Source organism: Streptomyces sp. NPDC104309 (assembly GCF_055584025.1).
The window spans coordinates 16,453-33,602 of the sequence record NZ_JBVJMV010000026.1; the positions used below are offsets into that span (position 1 = coordinate 16,453).

At 69.1% G+C, this 17,150-nt stretch carries 15 protein-coding genes and 1 pseudogene; 6 read left to right on the top strand and 10 right to left on the bottom strand.

Annotated elements, in window-relative coordinates; translation table 11 throughout:
- Nucleotides 1-4: 4 nt before the first annotated feature.
- Together ACZ68L_RS30560 and ACZ68L_RS30565 are read right to left on the bottom strand one after the other, a co-directional pair.
- Entirely contained in the window at nucleotides 5-2,314 is a 2,310-nt protein-coding gene (locus tag ACZ68L_RS30560) for an FtsX-like permease family protein (RefSeq protein WP_469583124.1), read from the bottom strand.
- Entirely contained in the window at nucleotides 2,311-3,021 is a 711-nt protein-coding gene (locus tag ACZ68L_RS30565) for an ABC transporter ATP-binding protein (protein WP_469583127.1), read from the bottom strand. The genes ACZ68L_RS30560 and ACZ68L_RS30565 overlap by 4 nt, the downstream gene beginning before the upstream one ends.
- A 138-nt stretch (nucleotides 3,022-3,159) precedes the next feature.
- On the opposite strand from ACZ68L_RS30565, the gene ACZ68L_RS30570 reads away from it, so the two are divergent.
- The gene (locus tag ACZ68L_RS30570) at nucleotides 3,160-3,999 is read left to right on the top strand and encodes a sensor histidine kinase (protein ID WP_469583130.1); all 840 of its coding nucleotides are present in this window, start codon (nucleotides 3,160-3,162) and stop codon (nucleotides 3,997-3,999) included.
- Complete coding sequence (locus ACZ68L_RS30575; protein WP_469583136.1) at nucleotides 3,996-4,706, top strand: response regulator; 711 nt, start codon at nucleotides 3,996-3,998, stop codon at nucleotides 4,704-4,706. The genes ACZ68L_RS30570 and ACZ68L_RS30575 overlap by 4 nt, the downstream gene beginning before the upstream one ends.
- A 203-nt stretch (nucleotides 4,707-4,909) precedes the next feature.
- On the opposite strand, the gene ACZ68L_RS30580 is transcribed toward ACZ68L_RS30575, so the two are convergent.
- Together ACZ68L_RS30580 and ACZ68L_RS30585 are read right to left on the bottom strand one after the other, a co-directional pair.
- Nucleotides 4,910-5,512: a recombinase family protein gene (locus tag ACZ68L_RS30580; protein ID WP_469583139.1), complete on the bottom strand. Its 603-nt coding sequence runs from the start codon at nucleotides 5,510-5,512 to the stop codon at nucleotides 4,910-4,912.
- Nucleotides 5,513-5,644: 132 nt separating this feature from the next.
- A complete protein-coding gene (locus ACZ68L_RS30585; protein WP_469583140.1) occupies nucleotides 5,645-6,247 on the bottom strand; it encodes a TetR/AcrR family transcriptional regulator in 603 nt (200 codons plus the stop codon).
- Nucleotides 6,248-6,320: 73 nt separating this feature from the next.
- Between ACZ68L_RS30585 and ACZ68L_RS30590 the strand changes: the two genes are divergently transcribed.
- Both ACZ68L_RS30590 and ACZ68L_RS30595 read left to right on the top strand, forming a co-directional pair.
- Nucleotides 6,321-7,148: a class I SAM-dependent methyltransferase gene (locus ACZ68L_RS30590; RefSeq protein ID WP_469583142.1), complete on the top strand. Its 828-nt coding sequence runs from the start codon at nucleotides 6,321-6,323 to the stop codon at nucleotides 7,146-7,148.
- A gap of 478 nt (nucleotides 7,149-7,626) precedes the next feature.
- Nucleotides 7,627-7,776: a hypothetical protein gene (locus tag ACZ68L_RS30595; RefSeq protein ID WP_469583145.1), complete on the top strand. Its 150-nt coding sequence runs from the start codon at nucleotides 7,627-7,629 to the stop codon at nucleotides 7,774-7,776.
- Nucleotides 7,777-7,844: 68 nt separating this feature from the next.
- Here the strand turns inward: ACZ68L_RS30595 and ACZ68L_RS30600 are convergent, their stop codons facing one another.
- Entirely contained in the window at nucleotides 7,845-8,288 is a 444-nt protein-coding gene (locus tag ACZ68L_RS30600) for a hypothetical protein (protein WP_469583146.1), read from the bottom strand.
- A 6-nt stretch (nucleotides 8,289-8,294) separates the two neighbouring features.
- Nucleotides 8,295-9,499 (bottom strand): IS3 family transposase gene (locus ACZ68L_RS30605; RefSeq protein WP_469583149.1). Its coding sequence is split into 2 segments (ribosomal slippage): nucleotides 8,295-9,259 and nucleotides 9,259-9,499, totalling 1,206 coding nucleotides; the frame shifts between segments, so codons are not numbered across the junction.
- A gap of 110 nt (nucleotides 9,500-9,609) precedes the next feature.
- Between ACZ68L_RS30605 and ACZ68L_RS30610 the strand changes: the two genes are divergently transcribed.
- On the top strand, nucleotides 9,610-9,753 hold the full coding sequence (locus ACZ68L_RS30610) for a hypothetical protein (protein ID WP_469583152.1): 144 nt from the start codon (nucleotides 9,610-9,612) through the stop codon (nucleotides 9,751-9,753).
- On the opposite strand, the gene ACZ68L_RS30615 is transcribed toward ACZ68L_RS30610, so the two are convergent.
- A complete protein-coding gene (locus ACZ68L_RS30615; protein WP_469583155.1) occupies nucleotides 9,754-10,200 on the bottom strand; it encodes a helix-turn-helix domain-containing protein in 447 nt (148 codons plus the stop codon). It abuts the gene before it with no gap.
- A gap of 17 nt (nucleotides 10,201-10,217) precedes the next feature.
- Nucleotides 10,218-11,747, bottom strand: a pseudogene (locus tag ACZ68L_RS30620) (penicillin acylase family protein); the annotation flags it as partial.
- 150 nt (nucleotides 11,748-11,897) lie between these two features.
- Between ACZ68L_RS30620 and ACZ68L_RS30625 the strand changes: the two are divergent.
- Nucleotides 11,898-13,397: an acyl-CoA synthetase gene (locus ACZ68L_RS30625; RefSeq protein ID WP_469583158.1), complete on the top strand. Its 1,500-nt coding sequence runs from the start codon at nucleotides 11,898-11,900 to the stop codon at nucleotides 13,395-13,397.
- Nucleotides 13,398-13,711: 314 nt separating this feature from the next.
- On the opposite strand, the gene paaK is transcribed toward ACZ68L_RS30625, so the two are convergent.
- Nucleotides 13,712-15,001 (bottom strand): phenylacetate--CoA ligase PaaK, encoded by a 1,290-nt coding sequence (paaK, locus tag ACZ68L_RS30630; protein WP_469583161.1) that lies wholly within the window; start codon nucleotides 14,999-15,001, stop codon nucleotides 13,712-13,714.
- A 255-nt stretch (nucleotides 15,002-15,256) separates the two neighbouring features.
- Nucleotides 15,257-16,885 (bottom strand): FAD-dependent oxidoreductase, encoded by a 1,629-nt coding sequence (locus tag ACZ68L_RS30635; RefSeq protein WP_469583328.1) that lies wholly within the window; start codon nucleotides 16,883-16,885, stop codon nucleotides 15,257-15,259.
- Between the last annotated feature and the right edge of the window lie 265 nt (nucleotides 16,886-17,150).

A 17,150-nucleotide genomic window follows, 5' to 3' on the forward strand; every position in this document is an offset into this window, starting at 1 on the left:
TGATCTACTCGGAGTGCAGCACCGAGGCGATGGTCATCCGGGCCGCCGACCGGGCCGGGACCAGGGCGCCGAGGACTGCGATCGCGACACCCGCCAGGAGCATCGCGGCCAGCTGCGGTGCGTGCCACACGTCCTTCATATACGAGGGGAAATCGACCACCCCGACGTTGTCCACGACGATGCGGTGCGCCACGATCCCGAGCGGGATGCCGAGCAACCCGCCGACCGCGCCCAGCCCGGCGACCGAGGTCACCGTCATCACCACCACCTGCCGGGGGGTCATCCCGATCGACTTGAGCATGCCCAGGTCCCGGCGCCGCTCACGGGTGTTCAGCAGGACGGTGTTGAAGACACCGAGCGATGCGACGAGGGTAAGCAGCACCGTGAACACCGTAGAGAAGGTGACGACGGTGGCGGTGCCGGCGTTCCCCGAGTCCAGCACCGACGCGCGCAGGCCCGGGTCCATTGCCTCGACCGCCTCGGCGTAGGCGCGCGCGTCGGCGCCGGGGGCGAGCCGCACCATGTACTCGGTGGCGAGGGCGTCCGGTGCGAGTGGGGTGAGGGCCTGCCAAGTGGCCTCCAGGGCCCGGGCGTTGCCCTGCATGAGCTGCCCCACGACGGTCGCGGTGATCTTCCTGCCGTTCAGCTCCAGCGTGACTCGGTCACCGAGCTTCAGCCCGCGCTGGCTCAGGAACGCCGGCCCGGCCACGATCTCGCCCGCCGCGGCTGGCGCCCGGCCCTTGACGATGGTGTGGTCGTACAAGGAATCGTCGCCGCGGTAGAAGTCGGCGAAGACGGGCTGGGTCTGCCCGGTCATGTTCACCTGGGACAGCGCGCGGGCCCGTACCCCCTCCGCACCCGGCAGAGACCGCAGCCGTTTCTCGATCTGCAGGTCACTGAGCCGGGGCGGGGTCCGGTCGTTGCCCGACCCCCCGGTCGTCACGTGGACCCTGGCGCCTCCGTCCTCCCGCCCGACCTTGCCGTACGCCACCATGGTGCTGGTCAGTCCGGTCGACAGGGTCACCGTGGTGACCCCGAGGACGATGGCCGCCATGGTCAGCAGGGTGCGGCTGGGGCGGGCGAACGGCTGGCCGAGGCCCAGACTGACCGGGCGCGGCAGCCGGGTGGCGCCGAGTATCCGCTGGACGCACAGCCCGCGCCCGGCCCGCGGCGCGCCGCCCGCGCTGATCGCCCGTGCGGCGGGCAGCCGGTGGGCGCGCAGGGCGGGGACCAGCGCGGCCAGCAGGACGAGGGCGGGCATGCACACGAGGCAGGCCACGGACATCCACGGGCTGATGTGGCCGACCGAGGCCCGGCCCACGTCGATGCCGGTGAACGCGACCTTCAGGATCGGCCGGGCCAGCGCGTTGCCGGCCAGCGTTCCCAGCACGCAGCCCACCACCGCCGGCACGGAGAGCATCGTCAGGTAGACGGCGACGACCTGGTTCGGGGTGAAGCCCAGGGCCTTGAGCACCCCGATGTGCCGGTATCCCGAGACGACCGCCCCGCTGACCACGTTGCCGACGATCAGGGTGGAGACGAGCAGGCCGAGGATGCCGAAGAGCGTCATGAACGGGAGGTAGGAGTCGGCCAGCGCGGAGAATGCCTGCTTGAGGGTGAGGTAGGTCTGTGCGCCGGTCAGCGATTCCTTGGGCAGTCCCGTGGTGGCCCGTGCCAGCGAGGCGCTCAGCTGGTCCTCCGTGGAGGAGTCCGTGAAGCGGTACAGCATTTGGGCGGAGGTCGGGTGCAGTGCGGCCATCTGCTCGGGCGAGACCCAGGCGCTCGCTGACTTGCTCATGCTGGTGGCGAATCCGACGACGGTCAGCGTCGCTCCGCCGGGGGTCTCCAGCTTGGTGCCGAGGAGCGCGGTGCCGGGGGAGCCCTGGGGGGGCCAGTTGACGACAATCTCGCCGGGTGCGGTGGCCCAGTGGCCCTCAAGGAGTTCGATCCGGTCCACGGGGCCTGCTGGATCGGCCCGGCCCACCACGGTGAGGGTGCCGCCCGCCATCCAGAGCCAGTCCTGGGGGATGTCGACAACGGCCTGCCCGAACGGTCCGGCCGCGGCCTCCACCCCGGGCTGCCGGGCGGTCCGCGCCAACTGCTCCTGCGAGACCTTCGTGGTGTCGAAGGTCGCCACCGTATGGGCACCGCGCTGTGCGGCGTAGGCCTTGTCGAAGGGGCCCGAGGCGGCGCTCAGCAGCGCCAGCGCGAGCAGGACGGTCGTGGTGGAGCAGAGCACGACGAGCCCGATGACGAAGGTCTGCAGCCGACGGCGCTTCACGGCCGCGCGCGAGGCCCTCCATACGGCGCTCACGCTGTCGCCTCCAGCGTGCTCTCGCGGGCGACCCGGCCGTCGGCGACTTCGATCAGCCGGCTGGCGCAGCGGGTGGCCAGCTGCGGGTCGTGGGTGACGATCAACAGGGTCTGGCCGATCTGGTTGAGGTCGATCAGCAGATCCATCACCTGTTCGCCCGACCGGCTGTCGAGGGCGCCGGTCGGCTCGTCGGCAAGCAGCAGTGCCGGGCGGTTCATCAACGCCCGTGCGACGGCGACGCGTTGGCGCTCGCCGCCGCTGAGCGTCGCCGGATAGTTGTTCCGGCGCTCGGCGACACCGAGTTCGTCCAGGAGCTCCAGGGCACGGCGGCGCGCCTGCCGGGCCGGGGTGCCGGTCAGCTGCGCGGCCAGCGCCACATTGTCCAGGACGGACAGATCGTCGATGAGGTTGAAGAATTGGAAGATCATGCCGACGTTCCGTCGCCGGAACAGCGCCAAGCCGGTCTCGTTCAGTTTCCCGAGGTCATGACCATGCACCTCGACTGTGCCCGAGGTCGGCCGGTCCAGGCCGGCCACCATGTTGAGCAAGGTGGACTTGCCGCAGCCGGAGGGGCCCATCACGGCGACCGCGTCGCCCGCCCTGATCTCCAGCGACAGGCCGTCCAGGGCCTTCGCGTCGCCGTACTCCTTGTGCACGCCGTCCAGCCGCACCACCACTTGCCGGGCACTGTCGTGATCAGTTGTCATGGCTCGAACTTAGGACGGAGTCCGCGGACGGGGCGTCGCCCCCGGGATGTATCCGTCCGGGCAGGTCATCCCAGGGATGTATGGAGCTGCATCCGGGGGTTGATGTGGGGCGTGTCGTGCAGCTGCGAAGATGATCCGGTGTGGGGATCTGGGACGATCTGGCTGGTCATCGCCCTGGCGGCGGCAGTTGGCGCCGTCGGGTGTCTGTGCGTGGCGGTGGTCCGGGTGCGGCGGCTGTACCAGGCGGCCATCGAGGAGCGCGGCTGGCTGCTGGAGCGGGAGCGTGAGAGCGCGACGCGGATCGCGGTTGACGCCGAGCGGGCCAGGATCGCCACCGAGCTCCACGACATCGTCAGCCACAACGTGAGCCTCATGGTGGTCCAGGCCGGGGCTGCCCGCGAGGTGCTGGCCACGATGCCGGACGAGGCCGCGGCGGCCTTGAGCGCCGTCGAGACCGCCGGGCGGAACACGATGACCGAGCTGCGGCACTTGCTCGGCCTGCTTGCACCCGCGCAGAACGGCGAGGACGAGCCCTACGGTGTGGACCTGTCACCGCAGCCGAGCTTGAGCCGACTCAGCCCGCTGATCGACCGGATCGCCTTTGCCGGCCTGCCCGTGGAGATGCGGATCTCGGGTGAGCCGCGTCCGCTGCCGACCGGGATCGATGTCACCGCCTACCGGATCGTCCAGGAGGCCCTGACCAATGCCCTTAAACACGGGCACGGGGCGAAAGCTGAGGTGACGGTGCGATACGCGGACCACTACCTGCGAGTCGAGGTGCTGAACAGCGGACCGAGCATCCTGTCGGACAGCCGGCCCGCGCGGAGAGAGCCGGTCCCGGGCCAGGCGGACGGAACGGGACGCGGGCTGCTCGGCCTGCGGGAGCGGGTCGCCCTCTACGGCGGCGACCTTGACGCCCGCCGCCGCCTCGGCGGCGGCTACCGCGTCCGCGCCCGGATCCCGCTGGACCGGCCATGACGACGCACACCGAATCCGCCCCTCGCGTCGTGATCGCCGACGACCAGGAGCTGGTCCGCACCGGCTTCCGCCTGATCCTGACCGCCCGCGGCATCGACGTGGTGGGCGAAGCCGGCGACGGAGCCGAGGCCGTGGCCACCGTGCGGAGGCTGCGGCCCGACGTCGTACTGATGGACATCCGGATGCCCGCCATGGACGGCCTGGAAGCCGCCCGCCGCATACTCGCGCAGGCCCCGGACTGCCGGGTGATCATGCTGACCACCTTCGACCTCGACCACTACGTCTACGCCGCTCTCGCCGCCGGAGCCAGCGGATTCCTGCTCAAGGACGTCACCCCCGCGCATCTGGCCGCCGCCGTACGCCTGGTCGACACCGGTGACGCCCTGCTCGCACCCTCGATCACCCGCCGCCTGGTGGAGCGCTTCGCCCCCAGCGCTCCCAGAACCGGTTCGGGTCTCGCAACCCCGGCCGTCCACCGAGACCTGGCCGCACTGACGCCGCGCGAGCGCGAGGTGCTGACGCTCATGGGCCGGGGTCTTTCCAATTCCGAACTGGCGCAGGAGCTGACGCTCAGTGAGGCGACTGTGAAGACCCACGTGGCCCGGATCTTCGGCAAACTGACCCTGCGCGACCGGGCCCAGGCCGTCGTTCTCGCCTACGAGACAGGACTCGTCTCGCCGGGCGAATCCGCTGCCGATAGCCCATAATCTGGAGGTCAAGTATGAATCATCCAGAGTGTGCAGTTTGGTCTTGTCCCGTCTCATTCGATCTTGCCATCGGGCGGCGTCCTGACCTGAGGAGAGACTAGATGTTGTCGGCGAGGTGCGTTCCCACCGCCGAGGCTCGGCGAGCGACGGCGCGCTGACCTGGCCCTGGTCTCCTATCCCTGACCCACGGTGCAAAGTAGCGGTCAGAGCTTCGTGACCTTGGTCTTCTTCGGCTGGCGGGGGACGGCCTTGGCCTTGTTGAGGTGCCCGTACACCGTCGACCTCGGCACGCCGAACATGTCGGCGATCTGCTGGACGGTCTTCTCCCGCTCGTCGTAGAGCCGTTGGGCGAGCGCGGCCTGGTCCGCCGTGAGCCGCGGTCGGCGCCCGCCGACTCGGCCGCGGGCTCGCGCTGAGGCGAGCCCGTCGTTCGTGTTCGCCACGATCAGCTCGCGCTGGAGCTCAGCAAGTACCGACAGCATTCCGAATATCGCCCTCCCTTCCATGGTAGCAGTGTCGATGCCCTGCTCGATGACGTGCAGTCCGATGCCGCGCTCGCGCAGCTGGGCACCGAGCGTCACCAGGTGCAGCACGGAGCGGGAGAGCCGGTCGAGCCGGGTGACCTTCAAGGTGTCGCCCTCGCGCAGCAACTGCATGACGAGGTCGAGTTTCGGGCGGGACGCCTTCGCGCCGCTGGCGACGTCGACATGGATGTTGTCGCGGTCCACGCCGTGGCGGAGAAGTGCGTCGATCTGATGATCGGGGTTCTGGTCGGCCGTCGAGGTGCGGCAGTAGCCGATGAGCATTGTCGGAAACTACCCGAAGGACCGTTCTTCGACGTTGATTTCCGACGCGAGTTGCCGACAGTGCCCACCTGTGGGTTCACGATCGCAGGCGGAAGTGTCGGCAGACGATCGTTTGCCGACAGTGAGGGTTCTCTAGGTTGGTCGTCGTTGCACGGCGTCGGCGACGACCGCTGTCACGAACTTGTTGACGACTGACGTGGTAGGCGGGCCGGCGTCGCGCTCTGCGAACAGCAGGTGCCCACCGCCGACCAGGGAGAGGGCGAGTGAGTCGATATCGGCGTCGACCGCGATGCGGCCAAGTTCACGCTCGTCGGCCAGATAAGCGGAGATCGCAGTCGTGGCCTGGGCCAGGATCGCGATGCCCCCTCCTGGCCTGGCTTGCCGCAGCCGTGTGCGCAGCTCGTCCCGGAAGGTGATGAGCGGGATGATTGCCACCGGAATCGGTCCGAACAGGGTGGTCAGTGCGGTGGTGAGGTTGTCGGCCACCGTGCCAGTTCCGGCGGACTCGCGCAGCACCCCCGCCTGTGTCTCAAGCTGCGCGGCCCGGTCGAGCACGAGGTCGGCGAGGAACGCGTCGAAGTCGGTGAAGTGCCGATGCAGGACGCCTTTGGCGCAGCCTGCCTCGTCGGTGACGGCCCGGCTGGTCAGCCCGTTCGGCCCGTCCCGCAGAAGCACGCGTTCGGCAGCGTCGAACAGTTGCTGCCGCGCGTCGCGGAGGTGCACCCCAGTTGGCACTCGCAGATCCTCTCGTGCGGTCAGCCCGATGGCATCCGTTGCTTAGTGGGCATGCGCCCACTAAGGTGGGCGCATGCCCACCTTACCGCGAGAACAACCAGAACCATCCCCAGCAAAGCCGCATAAGGCCCGGCGGACGGCCGAGTCGTTCGGCGTGGATGCCCAACGCTACGACCAAGCCCGGCCTGCCTACCCCGATGCGCTGGTGGCGCGGATCGTCGCAGGGAGCCCCGGGCCTGACGTGCTCGACATCGGCTGCGGCACCGGCATCGCAGCCCGACAGTTCCAAGCCGCCGGGTGCGCCGTGCTCGGCGTCGAGCCCGATGTGCGGATGGCCGACTTCGCGCGAGCCCGTGGCCTGGAGGTCGAGGTGGCGGCCTTCGAAGCCTGGCAGCCAGCTGGCCGGACGTTTGACACGGTCATCGCCGCCCAGTCGTGGCACTGGGTGGATCCTGTCGCCGGCACCGTGAATGCGTCACGTGTGTTGCGTCCAGGGGGACGGCTGGCGATCTTCGGGCACGTGTACGAGCCGCCTGTCGAGGTGGCCGAACCGTTTGCCGCTGCCTTCCGGCGGGTGGCGCCCGACTCCCCGCTTAGCAGTCAACCGGCCCGACGTCCGCTTGACCTCTACCAGGCGGGATACGCGAAGTTCGCCGACAAGATCCGGGGGACCGAACAGTTCAACGATCCCGAACAGTGGCGATTCGACTGGGAGCAGTCCTACACGCGCGACCAATGGCTGGACCTGCTACCCACCACCGGCGGCCTCACCCAACTCCGTCCCGATCAGCTGGCCGAAATACTGGACGCGGTGGGGGACGCCATCGACTCCTTGGGCGGGCGCTTCACGATGAACTACACGACCCTGGCCGCGACCGCCGTGCGCGTCGGCACCCCCTGAGTCCGTCCGCCAAGTCGCTGCCGATCTAGGAATCTGCGCCCGTTCGATGCTCGGTCGGGCGCAGGCAGAGTGGCGGCCAGCGGCACGGGTGGCCATCTCGGCCAGGAGTCGCCGACGGGCAGCTTTCCGGTGACGACGAGGGTGCCGATGGAGTTGGGTGCTTCTTCGGCGCAGTGCGCGCAGACGGTCATAGGCGTGCCGAGGCCGCCTCACGGTGTTGAGCGCAACGACCGTGACGGGGTGTCGGCCGTTCGGCGGGGTCCGGGCATGGCCACGGGCAACAGCTCGAGCCGCTTGTCCATGTCGAGGCGAAAAGTGCCGTTCTCCGACCGCTCCGCCAGGCGCCCCAGTCAGTGCAAGACCAGCACCGCCCTCGTGCCCGTCCGCACCACCACCTGCTGACTCATCCATCAGCCGAACCCCCAGGCCAACCTGCCCCGACCTCAATTGCCCCCGAGGTCGTTAGTTCAGAGAAGTGGTGGCCGGCGACGAGGAGACCGCCCTGGCCGCGGTCGCGGAACTGGGGGAGCGGTGGTCGTCGCCGCCGGGCCTTCGAGAATCCAGGTATCCACTTTGGCGGTGGCGCTGTTGGGCGAGAAGTGTTCTTCGCGTTCGGCATGTCTCATGAGACATGCCGAACGCGAGCGTACGACACTGAAGCCTGAGGCTGGCGGGGCCTCTTCAGAAGAAGCGACGTTACGCCTGTCGGGGCGGGGGCATGTTCTCGAACGTCTCGACAGGTACCGGGCCGAGGATCACGTACGGGACAGTGACGTGGACTCCGTCCTCAGTTCCCGCGTCGATCACCCCATGGGGCACCGGACCGAGCAGGGCAAGCCTAGAGGAGACTTCCTGCACCGGTTTCCCGTCGGGGATCCTGCCAGCGCTGCGCAGGAGGTCGTAGTACTCGACTTTGTTTTCGATCTTCCTCATGATCTGGTGGGGGAAAAGCCGCGTGTTGACGACGCGTAACTCCGGCAGCAGCACCACAGAGAACACCTCACCCATGGTGGCCGACCCCCACGTCAAGGACTTCTCGACGTCGTCCCGCACCTGACCGTCGATGCGGTTGAACTGGTGAGGCTCGTGGGCATCATGGGCATAGAAGGCCTTGTGAGGTGACCCCCGGAGTGTGGACACAGGGGTTCATGCTGCGAGTGAGAGTTTAGCTGTCCTGTGGTGGTGCTGTTCGAACTCCATCGGGGAGAGGTAGGAGAGCGCGCTGTGTCGGCGTCGGGCGTTGTAGTAGGTGAGCCACCGGAATATCTCGAGCCGCGCCTGAGACATCGTCATGAACTCTCTCCTGTGCATCGTTTCTCGCTTCAGTCCCTGCCAGAAACTCTCGGCCAGGGCGTTGTCGTAGCTGGAGCCGACCCTGCCCATGCTTCTGCGGATGCCGTGCAGGTCGCAGACCTGGGCGAACGCGGCCGAGGTGTATTGCGATCCGCGATCCGCGTGGAAGATCACTCCGGTGATGTCGCCGCCGCGGGTCGCGACCGCGGCCTGGAGTGCATCGATGACGAGCTCGGCCCGCATGTGCGGGGCCATCGACCAGCCGAGCACTCGGCGCGACCGGATATCGATGACGCAAGCGAGGTAGAGCCACGCGGCTCCGACCTGCACGTATGTGATGTCGCCGCACCACTTCTCGTCCAGCGTGCTGGCGGTGAAGTCCCGCTGGACCAGGTCCGCCACCGGCGGCGCGAGACGGTCCGGGATCGTGGTGCGCTTCTTCTTCCGCAAGTGACGGCCGACGATGCCGTGCTTGCGCATCAGCCTGGCCACGCGCTTGCGGTTGACCGTGTGGCCGAAGCCGCGCAGTTCGGCATGGACTCGAAGCGCGCCGTAGTTCCCGCGGTGTTCGGCATGGATTTCGCGGATCTCCTCGACCAGGGCGTCCTCCTCGAGCTGCCGCCCCGCCCGCGCCTCGGCGCCGGCAATCCACCGGTAGTAGCCCGAGCGGGAGACCTCCAGCACCCGGCATATCCGCTTGATGCCGAACATCTCGGCATGGGTGGAGACGAAGTCCCAAGCGGAGGTCTTCACTTCATCTCCCGGGCGAAATAGGCCGCTGCCCGACGCAGGATCTCTCGCTCCAGCTGCCATTCCTTCTCCGCCTTGGCCAGCCGCGCGTTCTCCGCCCGCAGCCGGGCCAACTCGGCCTCGGTGTCCTGCGACGCGCCGGGGGCGACTGGACGACCGTCGGCATCACGCACCCAGGTCCGCAGCGTCCCGGGGTTGACGTTCAGATCAGCCGCGACGTCCTTGAACGTCCGCCTGCCGGCCGAAGCCCGCCACAACGCGATCGCGTCGGACCGGAATTCCGCACTGTACTTCGAGGGCCGTGCCACGTAGATCTACACCTTCCAGGATCAACAAGATCCATTGTCAGGTGTGTCCACACCACCGGGGTCACCTCAGCGTGGAACACGCCAATGCCGAGTACAAGCAGTGGCGGCCAATGCAGCGCTACACTGGCAGCCGCGAGAACTTTGCCGGGACCCAGGCCGCGATCGCCGGTCTGGTCTCCGACCGCTCGGCCCGCCGAGCCACCCGCCGCGAGACCAGCACCGAACTGGTGCTGGCCCGCCCGACGGCCTGCTGATCACGCCAGGGCCGAAACGCCGGGCCGCGACGCCCCGACCTCAATCGCTCCCCGAGTCGTAAGGGCTTCGGGGTGCTTTCCGCCCCGGAGCCTTCCGGCGCACGGCGCGCGACCGGCAGGTGCTCGCGCCCTGTGGGCGCCAACGCAACACGATCGTGTGCGCGTCGAAGCGTCCATGGTGGCTGGCCCGTCTACTGCTTGCCTGCTGCGGGGCCGTCGAACGAATGCGCCTTTGTTCGGGAGGTCGACGAGCACGGAGATCTTCTGGTTCAGGACCGCGGCGGTCCTGAGTAGGTCGCCGTAGCGCGGGGCGGTCTTGCCAGTCTCGATGTGCTGGAGGTGGCTTCGGCTTATGCCGGTGGCCACGCAGAGGGTCTCCTGGGTGTGGTGGGCAGCTGCGCGCAGGTCGCCGATGCGTTCGCCCAGCTCACGACGCAGCTCAATCATGCCTTGATCATGGTCTTGGAGTTCTCCACGTACGGGGCGTTCTTGACGGTGGGCATCCGGTCCGGCCCGAAGATGCCCGGCTGCACCGCGTCGGGGTCCGATCCCGGCGCGCAGTCGCTCCTCGAACCGTCGAGCACGGCAAGCCCGGAGGACGGATAGGTCGCCCTGCCCAGCGGGGTCGAGCACCGTGCCGCGAGTTCGTCCGTGATCCTGGGCAGCACCTGTGACTGCGAGAAGAAGGAATGCCCGGACGAATCGGCGGCGATGGTGTTCACCCACGGCAGCCCCTGGGTGCGGCGCAGCGCGGCCTGGATGTCCGCGGTGCCGCGCGCCCTGCTGAATCCGAGAGCGGTGTCCCAGGAGCGCAGATTCGAGGCGTTGGGGTCGTTGAGCGCGTACGCGGTCGTCGCCGTCCACGGCAGCGGCAGCCCGGCACCGAGTGAGGTGACGACGGGACCGTACCGGGTCCACCACTGGACGCGGGTCACGAAAGCGCCCTCCTTGACCGCCACCGACACCGTGCGCTTCGTCATGCGCTCGGGCCTGCCGTCCACCAGATACGCGGTCGGATCCGCCGGATCGAGGGTGAGCTGATGGAGGTTGAGCGTGACGCCGGTGGCCACGGTGTGGCTCCACGCGCTGTTCGCGTTGTGGCCGATCGACACCGTCGGCGAGCCGAGCAGCGAGCCGCCCGCCACGTTCAGCTCGCCCGGAATCGTCTGCTGCGACTGCCAGAACCGCCGACCGCCCTGCCACGGGTAGTGCGGATTGCCGAGCAGCAGACCGCGCCCGTTCGCCGTCGTACTGCCGCGGAAGGCGACCGCGTTGGATCCCATGTCCGCGTTCTGCGTCGACAGCAGCCGCCGTGCCGCGTCCGCCGCGTCGCCCGGCGACGGAACGCCGGACGCACCCGATGCCCCCGTGGGCGGCTCCGCGGCCGTGATGCCGTCGATGCCGCGACCCTGACCGCCGAGCACGGAGAGCGCGAAGCCACGCACCGCGACATCCAGCGTCGTCACCGGCCGCACCCAGTCGGCGCCCCGGCAGGCCGGATCGGTGATCCGGTTCTGCGCCAGCCACGCGTTGTATCCGGCCGCCCAGCCACGCTCCAGCTCCTTGACGTCGTGGCTCTGCCCCGCCGGTGCGGGCAGAGCCAGGAGCTTCTCCACGGTGTGACTTCCACGGACCCCGCGGAAGTAGAGATCGCTGGAGAGGTTCTTCGTCGCGGACGAGAGCGAACCGTCCGGTGCCGCTTGCGGACCGAAGTACCGGGACCGCTCACCGCGCAGGGTCACGAAGCCGTCGGCGAGCGTGCACACCTGGTCCGCCGCCTGGGCCCAGCCAGTGCCGAAGCCCAGGTTCGCGTAGTCCTTCGCCACGATGTGCGGGATGCCGTACTCGGTGTACCGGATGACGGCGGACAGCCCTCCGCCCGACGGAGCGTGCGTGCGCGAGCCGTCGGCCGGGGCGGGCGGCAGCGAAGCCGACACGGTGAACAGCGCGAGTCCGGATATCGCAAGAAGTCTGAGACGGTTACGGAGGTGCAACGGTCCTCCCAACTGTGCGCATGAGAAAGGCGGTTGCCCGAGGGTTCGAGTCACCACGCGTCACTCAGCCAGCACGCCCGCACCCCTGTCAACATGCCGGCCGGCATCCGACCCCTTGACCGCCGGGTTCAGGCCGCACAGGATCACGCCATGACAGGTGTACGGAGCAGCACAGTCGACGGCGTCGTGGCCCGCAGCGCCCGCCGCACCCCCGGGCGCACCGCCCTGCGGTACGCGAAGAGGTCCTGGACGTACGCGGAGCTGGACACGGCCGTCAGCACCGCGGCGGCGGTCCTCACCGGCGAGCACGGGTTGCGCCCCGGCGACCGGGTCGCCTCCTACGCGCACAACTCCGACGCGTATCTGATCGGTTACCTCGCCTGTGCCCGCGCGGGACTGGTCCATGTGCCGGTCAACCAGAACCTGACCGGCGACGACCTCATATACATCCTCGAACAGTCCGGCAGTGCCCTCGTCCTCACCGACCCGGACCTCGCCGACCGGATTCCGGGCGCATTCTCCGTATGCCCACTGCGCGACGCACCGGACTCCCTCCTCGACGCCATCGTCGCCCCGCGCCCCTTCACCCCGGAACGCGCGCCGGCCGCGGGAGACCTTGTCCAACTGCTCTACACCTCGGGCACCACCGCACTCCCCAAGGGCGCGATGATGACCCACGGCGCACTCGTCCACGAGTACGTCAGCGCCATCACGGCGCTCGATCTGCGCGCCACCGACCGGCCGGTGCACTCACTGCCGCTCTACCACTCCGCGCAGATGCATGTCTTCCTGCTGCCCTATCTGGCGGTGGGGGCGCCAAACATCATCCTCGACGCGCCCGATGTGGACCGGATCTTCGACCTCGTCGAGACGGGGCAGGCCGACAGTGTCTTCGCCCCGCCGACCGTCTGGATCGGCATCTCCCAGCACCCAGGCTTCACCACGCGGGAACTCGGCGGTCTGCGCAAGGCCTACTACGGGGCGTCGATCATGCCGGTGCCCGTACTGGAACGGCTCCGCGAACGGCTGCCCGCGCTCGGCTTCTACAACTGCTTCGGGCAGAGCGAGATCGGCCCGCTCGCCACCGTCCTCGGACCGGAGGAGCACGAGGGCCGGATGGATTCCTGCGGCCGGCCCGTCCTCTTCGTCGAGGCCAGGGTCGTCGACGAGGACGGCAAAGAGGTCCCCGACGGCACGGCCGGTGAAGTGGTCTACCGCTCGCCCCAGTTGTGCGAGGGCTACTGGGACAAGCCCGAGGAGACCGCGGAGGCCTTCCGTGACGGCTGGTTCCACTCGGGCGACCTCGCCGTGCGCGACACGGAGGGCTTCTTCACCGTGGTCGACCGGGTGAAGGACGTCATCAACTCCGGTGGTGTCCTGGTCGCCTCCCGGCAGGTCGAAGACGCCCTCTACACCCACCCCGCCGTCGCCGAGGCCGCCGTCGTCGGGCTGCCCGACGACCGCTGGATCGAGGCCGTCACCGCCGTCGTCGTCCTGTGCGGGGAAGTGACGGAGGGCGAACTCATCGACCACGCCCGCGAGCGGCTCGCCCACTTCAAGGCCCCGAAAAGGGTCCTCTTCGTGGACGAACTGCCGCGCAACGCGAGCGGCAAGATCCTCAAGCGGGAACTGCGTGACCGCTTCGCATAGAGGAATCGACGGCTGTCCTGCCGGGCGTGGGGGCCCAGGAACCCCCGCGCTCCCGCGCACACAGACCCCGGTGGCCCGCCGCCCCGACGCTCGGCCAGCACACGATCGGAGCGAACCGCCCCTCCCGGACGAAGGGCCTGGGTCCTGTCCTGTCGACCTTCGTGGATCAGCCCGGGGCGTCTGGTGCGGTGCATCGCAAGGCGGAGGATCGTCCTCGTACTGGACGTACTTGGGCGACACCGACACCGACACCGACAACGCGGCGAGGTGCCGTACCAGACGCCCCGGGCCCGCGAAGACCGGCAGGACAGGGCCTAGTTCCGGCCGCGCTCGTCCACGATCCGCTTGAACTTGCCCACCGACCTCTCCAGCGTCCCGGGATCGACGATCTCGACACCGACCGACACCCCGATCCCGTCCTTGACCGCCGCCGTGATCGACTCCGCGGCGGCCGTCCGCTGCTCGGGCGTGGCCCCCGCGCGGGCCTCGGCCCGTACCGTCAGCGCGTCGAGGCGGCCCTCCCGGGTCAGCCGCAGCTGGAAGTGCGGTGCCACGCCCGGTGTGCGCAGCACGATCTCCTCGATCTGGGTGGGGAAGAGGTTCACCCCGCGCAGGATCACCAGGTCGTCGCTGCGTCCGGTGACCTTCTCCATCCGCCGGAACACCCGGGCCGTGCCCGGCAGCAGCCGGGTCAGGTCCCTCGTGCGGTAACGGATCACCGGCATGGCCTCCTTGGTGAGCGAGGTGAAGACCAGCTCGCCCTCCTCGCCCTCGGGCAGCACCTCGCCGGTGAACGGGTCGACGACCTCCGGGTAGAAGTGGTCCTCCCAGATGTGCAGCCCGTCCTTGGTCTCCACGCACTCCTGGGCCACCCCGGGTCCCATCACCTCTGACAGACCGTAGATGTCGACCGCGTCGATCGCGAACCGCTCCTCGATCTCGCGCCGCATCTCCTCCGTCCACGGCTCGGCGCCGAAGATCCCGACCTTCAGGGAGGTCGTACGAGGATCGACACCCTGCCGCTCGAACTCGTCGAGGAGCGTCAGCATGTAGGACGGCGTCACCATGATGATCTCGGGCCGGAAGTCCTGGATCAGCTGGACCTGGCGGGCCGTCATGCCGCCGGAGGCGGGGATGACCGTGCAGCCGAGCCGTTCCGCTCCGTAATGGGCGCCGAGGCCGCCGGTGAACAGGCCGTACCCGTACGCCACATGGACCTTCTGCCCCGGACGGCCGCCGGCGGCCCGGATCGAGCGGGCGACCACGTCCGCCCAGGTGTCGAGATCACGCTGGGTGTACCCGACGACGGTGGGACGGCCCGTCGTCCCGCTGGACGCATGGATCCGCCGGACGCGCTCCTCGGGGACGGCGAACATGCCGAAGGGGTAGTTGTCCCGCAGGTCCGCCTTGGTCGTGAAGGGGAAACGGGCCAGGTCGGCGAGGGTACGGCAGTCGTCCGGACGCACCCCGGCCCGGTCGAACGCGGCCCGGTAGTGGGCGACGTTCTCGTACGCATGGCGCAGGGTCGACCGCAACCGCTCCAGCTGGAGCGCCTCCAGCTCGTCCCGGCTCATTCGTTCCGCGTCGTCCAGCAGAGCCGTCATCCGGATCTCCCTCTTCCGAGCAGGCGACCGATCATTCGGTCGATCGTTCGGAAGCAGTAATTCAGGATGTTCCGCCCGATGGCAAGAGGGATGACGTGCCCCATGTGATCAAGCGGCGACCAGCGGTCCTGATCGGCCGTGCCGAACACGACCGCGCCCGCGTTCTCACGGGGTGGCACGACGGGGATCCACCCCCGTGCCGACGGGTCTGCCGGCCGGATCGCCCGGGACGAGCCGACTCGCATGGCCGGGGGGTCAGGGGCGGTGCAGCAGCGAGGTCAGGACCTCCTGGAGTGTGGCCTCGGCGTCGGCCACCGCGCCCGGCGACCGCCAGGCCACGAAGCCGTCGGGACGCACCAGGACGGCACCTTCGGATGTCGTGCCGTGGAGTTCCGCCCAGTCGGCCCCGTTCTCCGGCTCCAGATCGGCGCCCGAGCCGATGCCGTACGTCCGGAGCCGCACCGACAGCCGGTCGGCGACCCGTGCCGCGGCCCCTCGCCACACCACGTCCGCGCCGTCGGTGAGCAGCACGAGGGTCTGTTCGTACAGATCGAGAGTGGACTTGCGCTCACCGGCCTGACGGACCCACAGATGCGGTGCGCGGCTGCCGGGTTCGCCGTTCAGCTGCATTCCCTGCGGCACCACCGGCTGTTCCGGGTCGGCTCCGAGCACGGCGCCGCGGACATAGCGGTAGCCCAGGGCCACGGTGAGCATGCCGCCCTGCCTTCCGCCGCCCACACCCGGCGCCGCGGCGTATCCCGGGTGGCTGTGCTCGCTGGAGCGGGCCGAGGCCCGTGCGCTCGTCGCCCGCGCCACCGGCAGCCGCTCCGTCTCATAGGTGTCCAGCAGCCCCGGACCCGCCTCGCCCTTCAGGACGGCGGCGAGCTTCCAGGCCAGGTTGTGGGCGTCCTGAATGCCGGTGTTGGAGCCGAACGCCCCGGTGGGTGACATCTCGTGGGCCGAGTCCCCGGCGAGGAAGACCCTGCCGGACGCGTACCGTTGCGCGACCCGCTCCGCAGCGTGCCACGGCGCCCTTCCGGTGATCTCGACGTCGATGTCCGGTGCGCCGACCGCCGTGCGGATGTGCTCGGCGCACCGTTCGTCCGTGAAGTCCTCCAGGGTCTCGCCCAGTTGGGGCTGCCACGGCGCGTGGAAGACCCACTCCTTCTTGTTGTCCACCGGCAACAGGGCACCGTCCGCAGCGGGGTTGGTCAGATAGCAGACGATGAAGCGCCGGTCACCCAGCACATCGGCGAGCTGCCGGGAGCGGAAGGTGATGCTCACGTTGTGGAACAGATCGCCGGGCCCCGTCCGGTCGATGCGCAGCTGCTCCCGAATGGGGCTGCGCGGCCCGTCGGCCGCGACGAGGTAGTCCGCACGCACGCTGATGTGCTCTCCGGTCTCCCGGTTCTTCAGCGCCGCGTCCACCCCCGAACCGTCCTGGTCGAAACTCTGCATCTCGGTGGAGAAACGCAGGTCACCGCGCTGTTCGCGGGCAAGCCTCACCAGCACGGGTTCCAGATCGTTCTGGCTGCACAGGCACCAGCCGGACGGGCTGAAACGGGCCAGTCCGCCCCCCGGGTCGATCTCTTTGAACAGCCACTCCTGATCGTCCCCGGTGAGCGAACCGGCTTGCAGAATGCCGTGGTTGTCGGCGAGGACCGAGGCGGCCTCCCGGATGCCCGGCTCGGCGCCCGCCGTACGGAACAACTCCATCGTGCGCACGTTGTTGCCGCGTCCGCGAGGATGCGTCGAGGTGGACCGGTGCTTCTCGACCAGCAGGTGCTCGATACCGAGCCGGCCGAGGAAGAGTGAGGCGGACAGGCCCACCAGGGAGCCGCCCACGATGAGGACCGGCACGCGGATGTCGACGTTCTCGTTCATCAGTTGCTCCAGCTCGGACACCGTTCGGATGCTTTGTTCCATGCCCTTGTTCGGAGCGGTTCGGACGGTCGCTCACCTGAACGGTTCATAAATCTCGCGCCACCCGGACCAGCGTTTCACGATCGGTCACGGAGACGATGCGCGCGGTAAGCGGGGGCGGGCCGCTCGCATCCGCCGGGAGAGTCCCCGCTCCGCACCCACTCGCCAACCGACGGTTGACGGCACGGCATCCGGCCTGTCCACGACACCGTCTCGAAGGAGACCG

Bases quoted from the DNA above. Each gene is read 5' to 3' on its own strand.
- ACZ68L_RS30565 (WP_469583127.1), bottom strand. From the start codon at position 3,021: ATGACAACTGATCACGACAGTGCCCGGCAAGTGGTGGTGCGGCTGGAC.
- ACZ68L_RS30575 (WP_469583136.1), top strand. From the start codon at position 3,996: ATGACGACGCACACCGAATCCGCCCCTCGCGTCGTGATCGCCGACGAC.
- ACZ68L_RS30580 (WP_469583139.1), bottom strand. From the start codon at position 5,512: ATGCTCATCGGCTACTGCCGCACCTCGACGGCCGACCAGAACCCCGAT.
- ACZ68L_RS30590 (WP_469583142.1), top strand. From the start codon at position 6,321: ATGCCCACCTTACCGCGAGAACAACCAGAACCATCCCCAGCAAAGCCG.
- ACZ68L_RS30610 (WP_469583152.1), top strand. From the start codon at position 9,610: ATGCAGCGCTACACTGGCAGCCGCGAGAACTTTGCCGGGACCCAGGCC.
- ACZ68L_RS30615 (WP_469583155.1), bottom strand. From the start codon at position 10,200: ATGATTGAGCTGCGTCGTGAGCTGGGCGAACGCATCGGCGACCTGCGC.
- ACZ68L_RS30625 (WP_469583158.1), top strand. From the start codon at position 11,898: ATGACAGGTGTACGGAGCAGCACAGTCGACGGCGTCGTGGCCCGCAGC.
- paaK (WP_469583161.1), bottom strand. From the start codon at position 15,001: ATGACGGCTCTGCTGGACGACGCGGAACGAATGAGCCGGGACGAGCTG.
- ACZ68L_RS30635 (WP_469583328.1), bottom strand. From the start codon at position 16,885: ATGAACGAGAACGTCGACATCCGCGTGCCGGTCCTCATCGTGGGCGGC.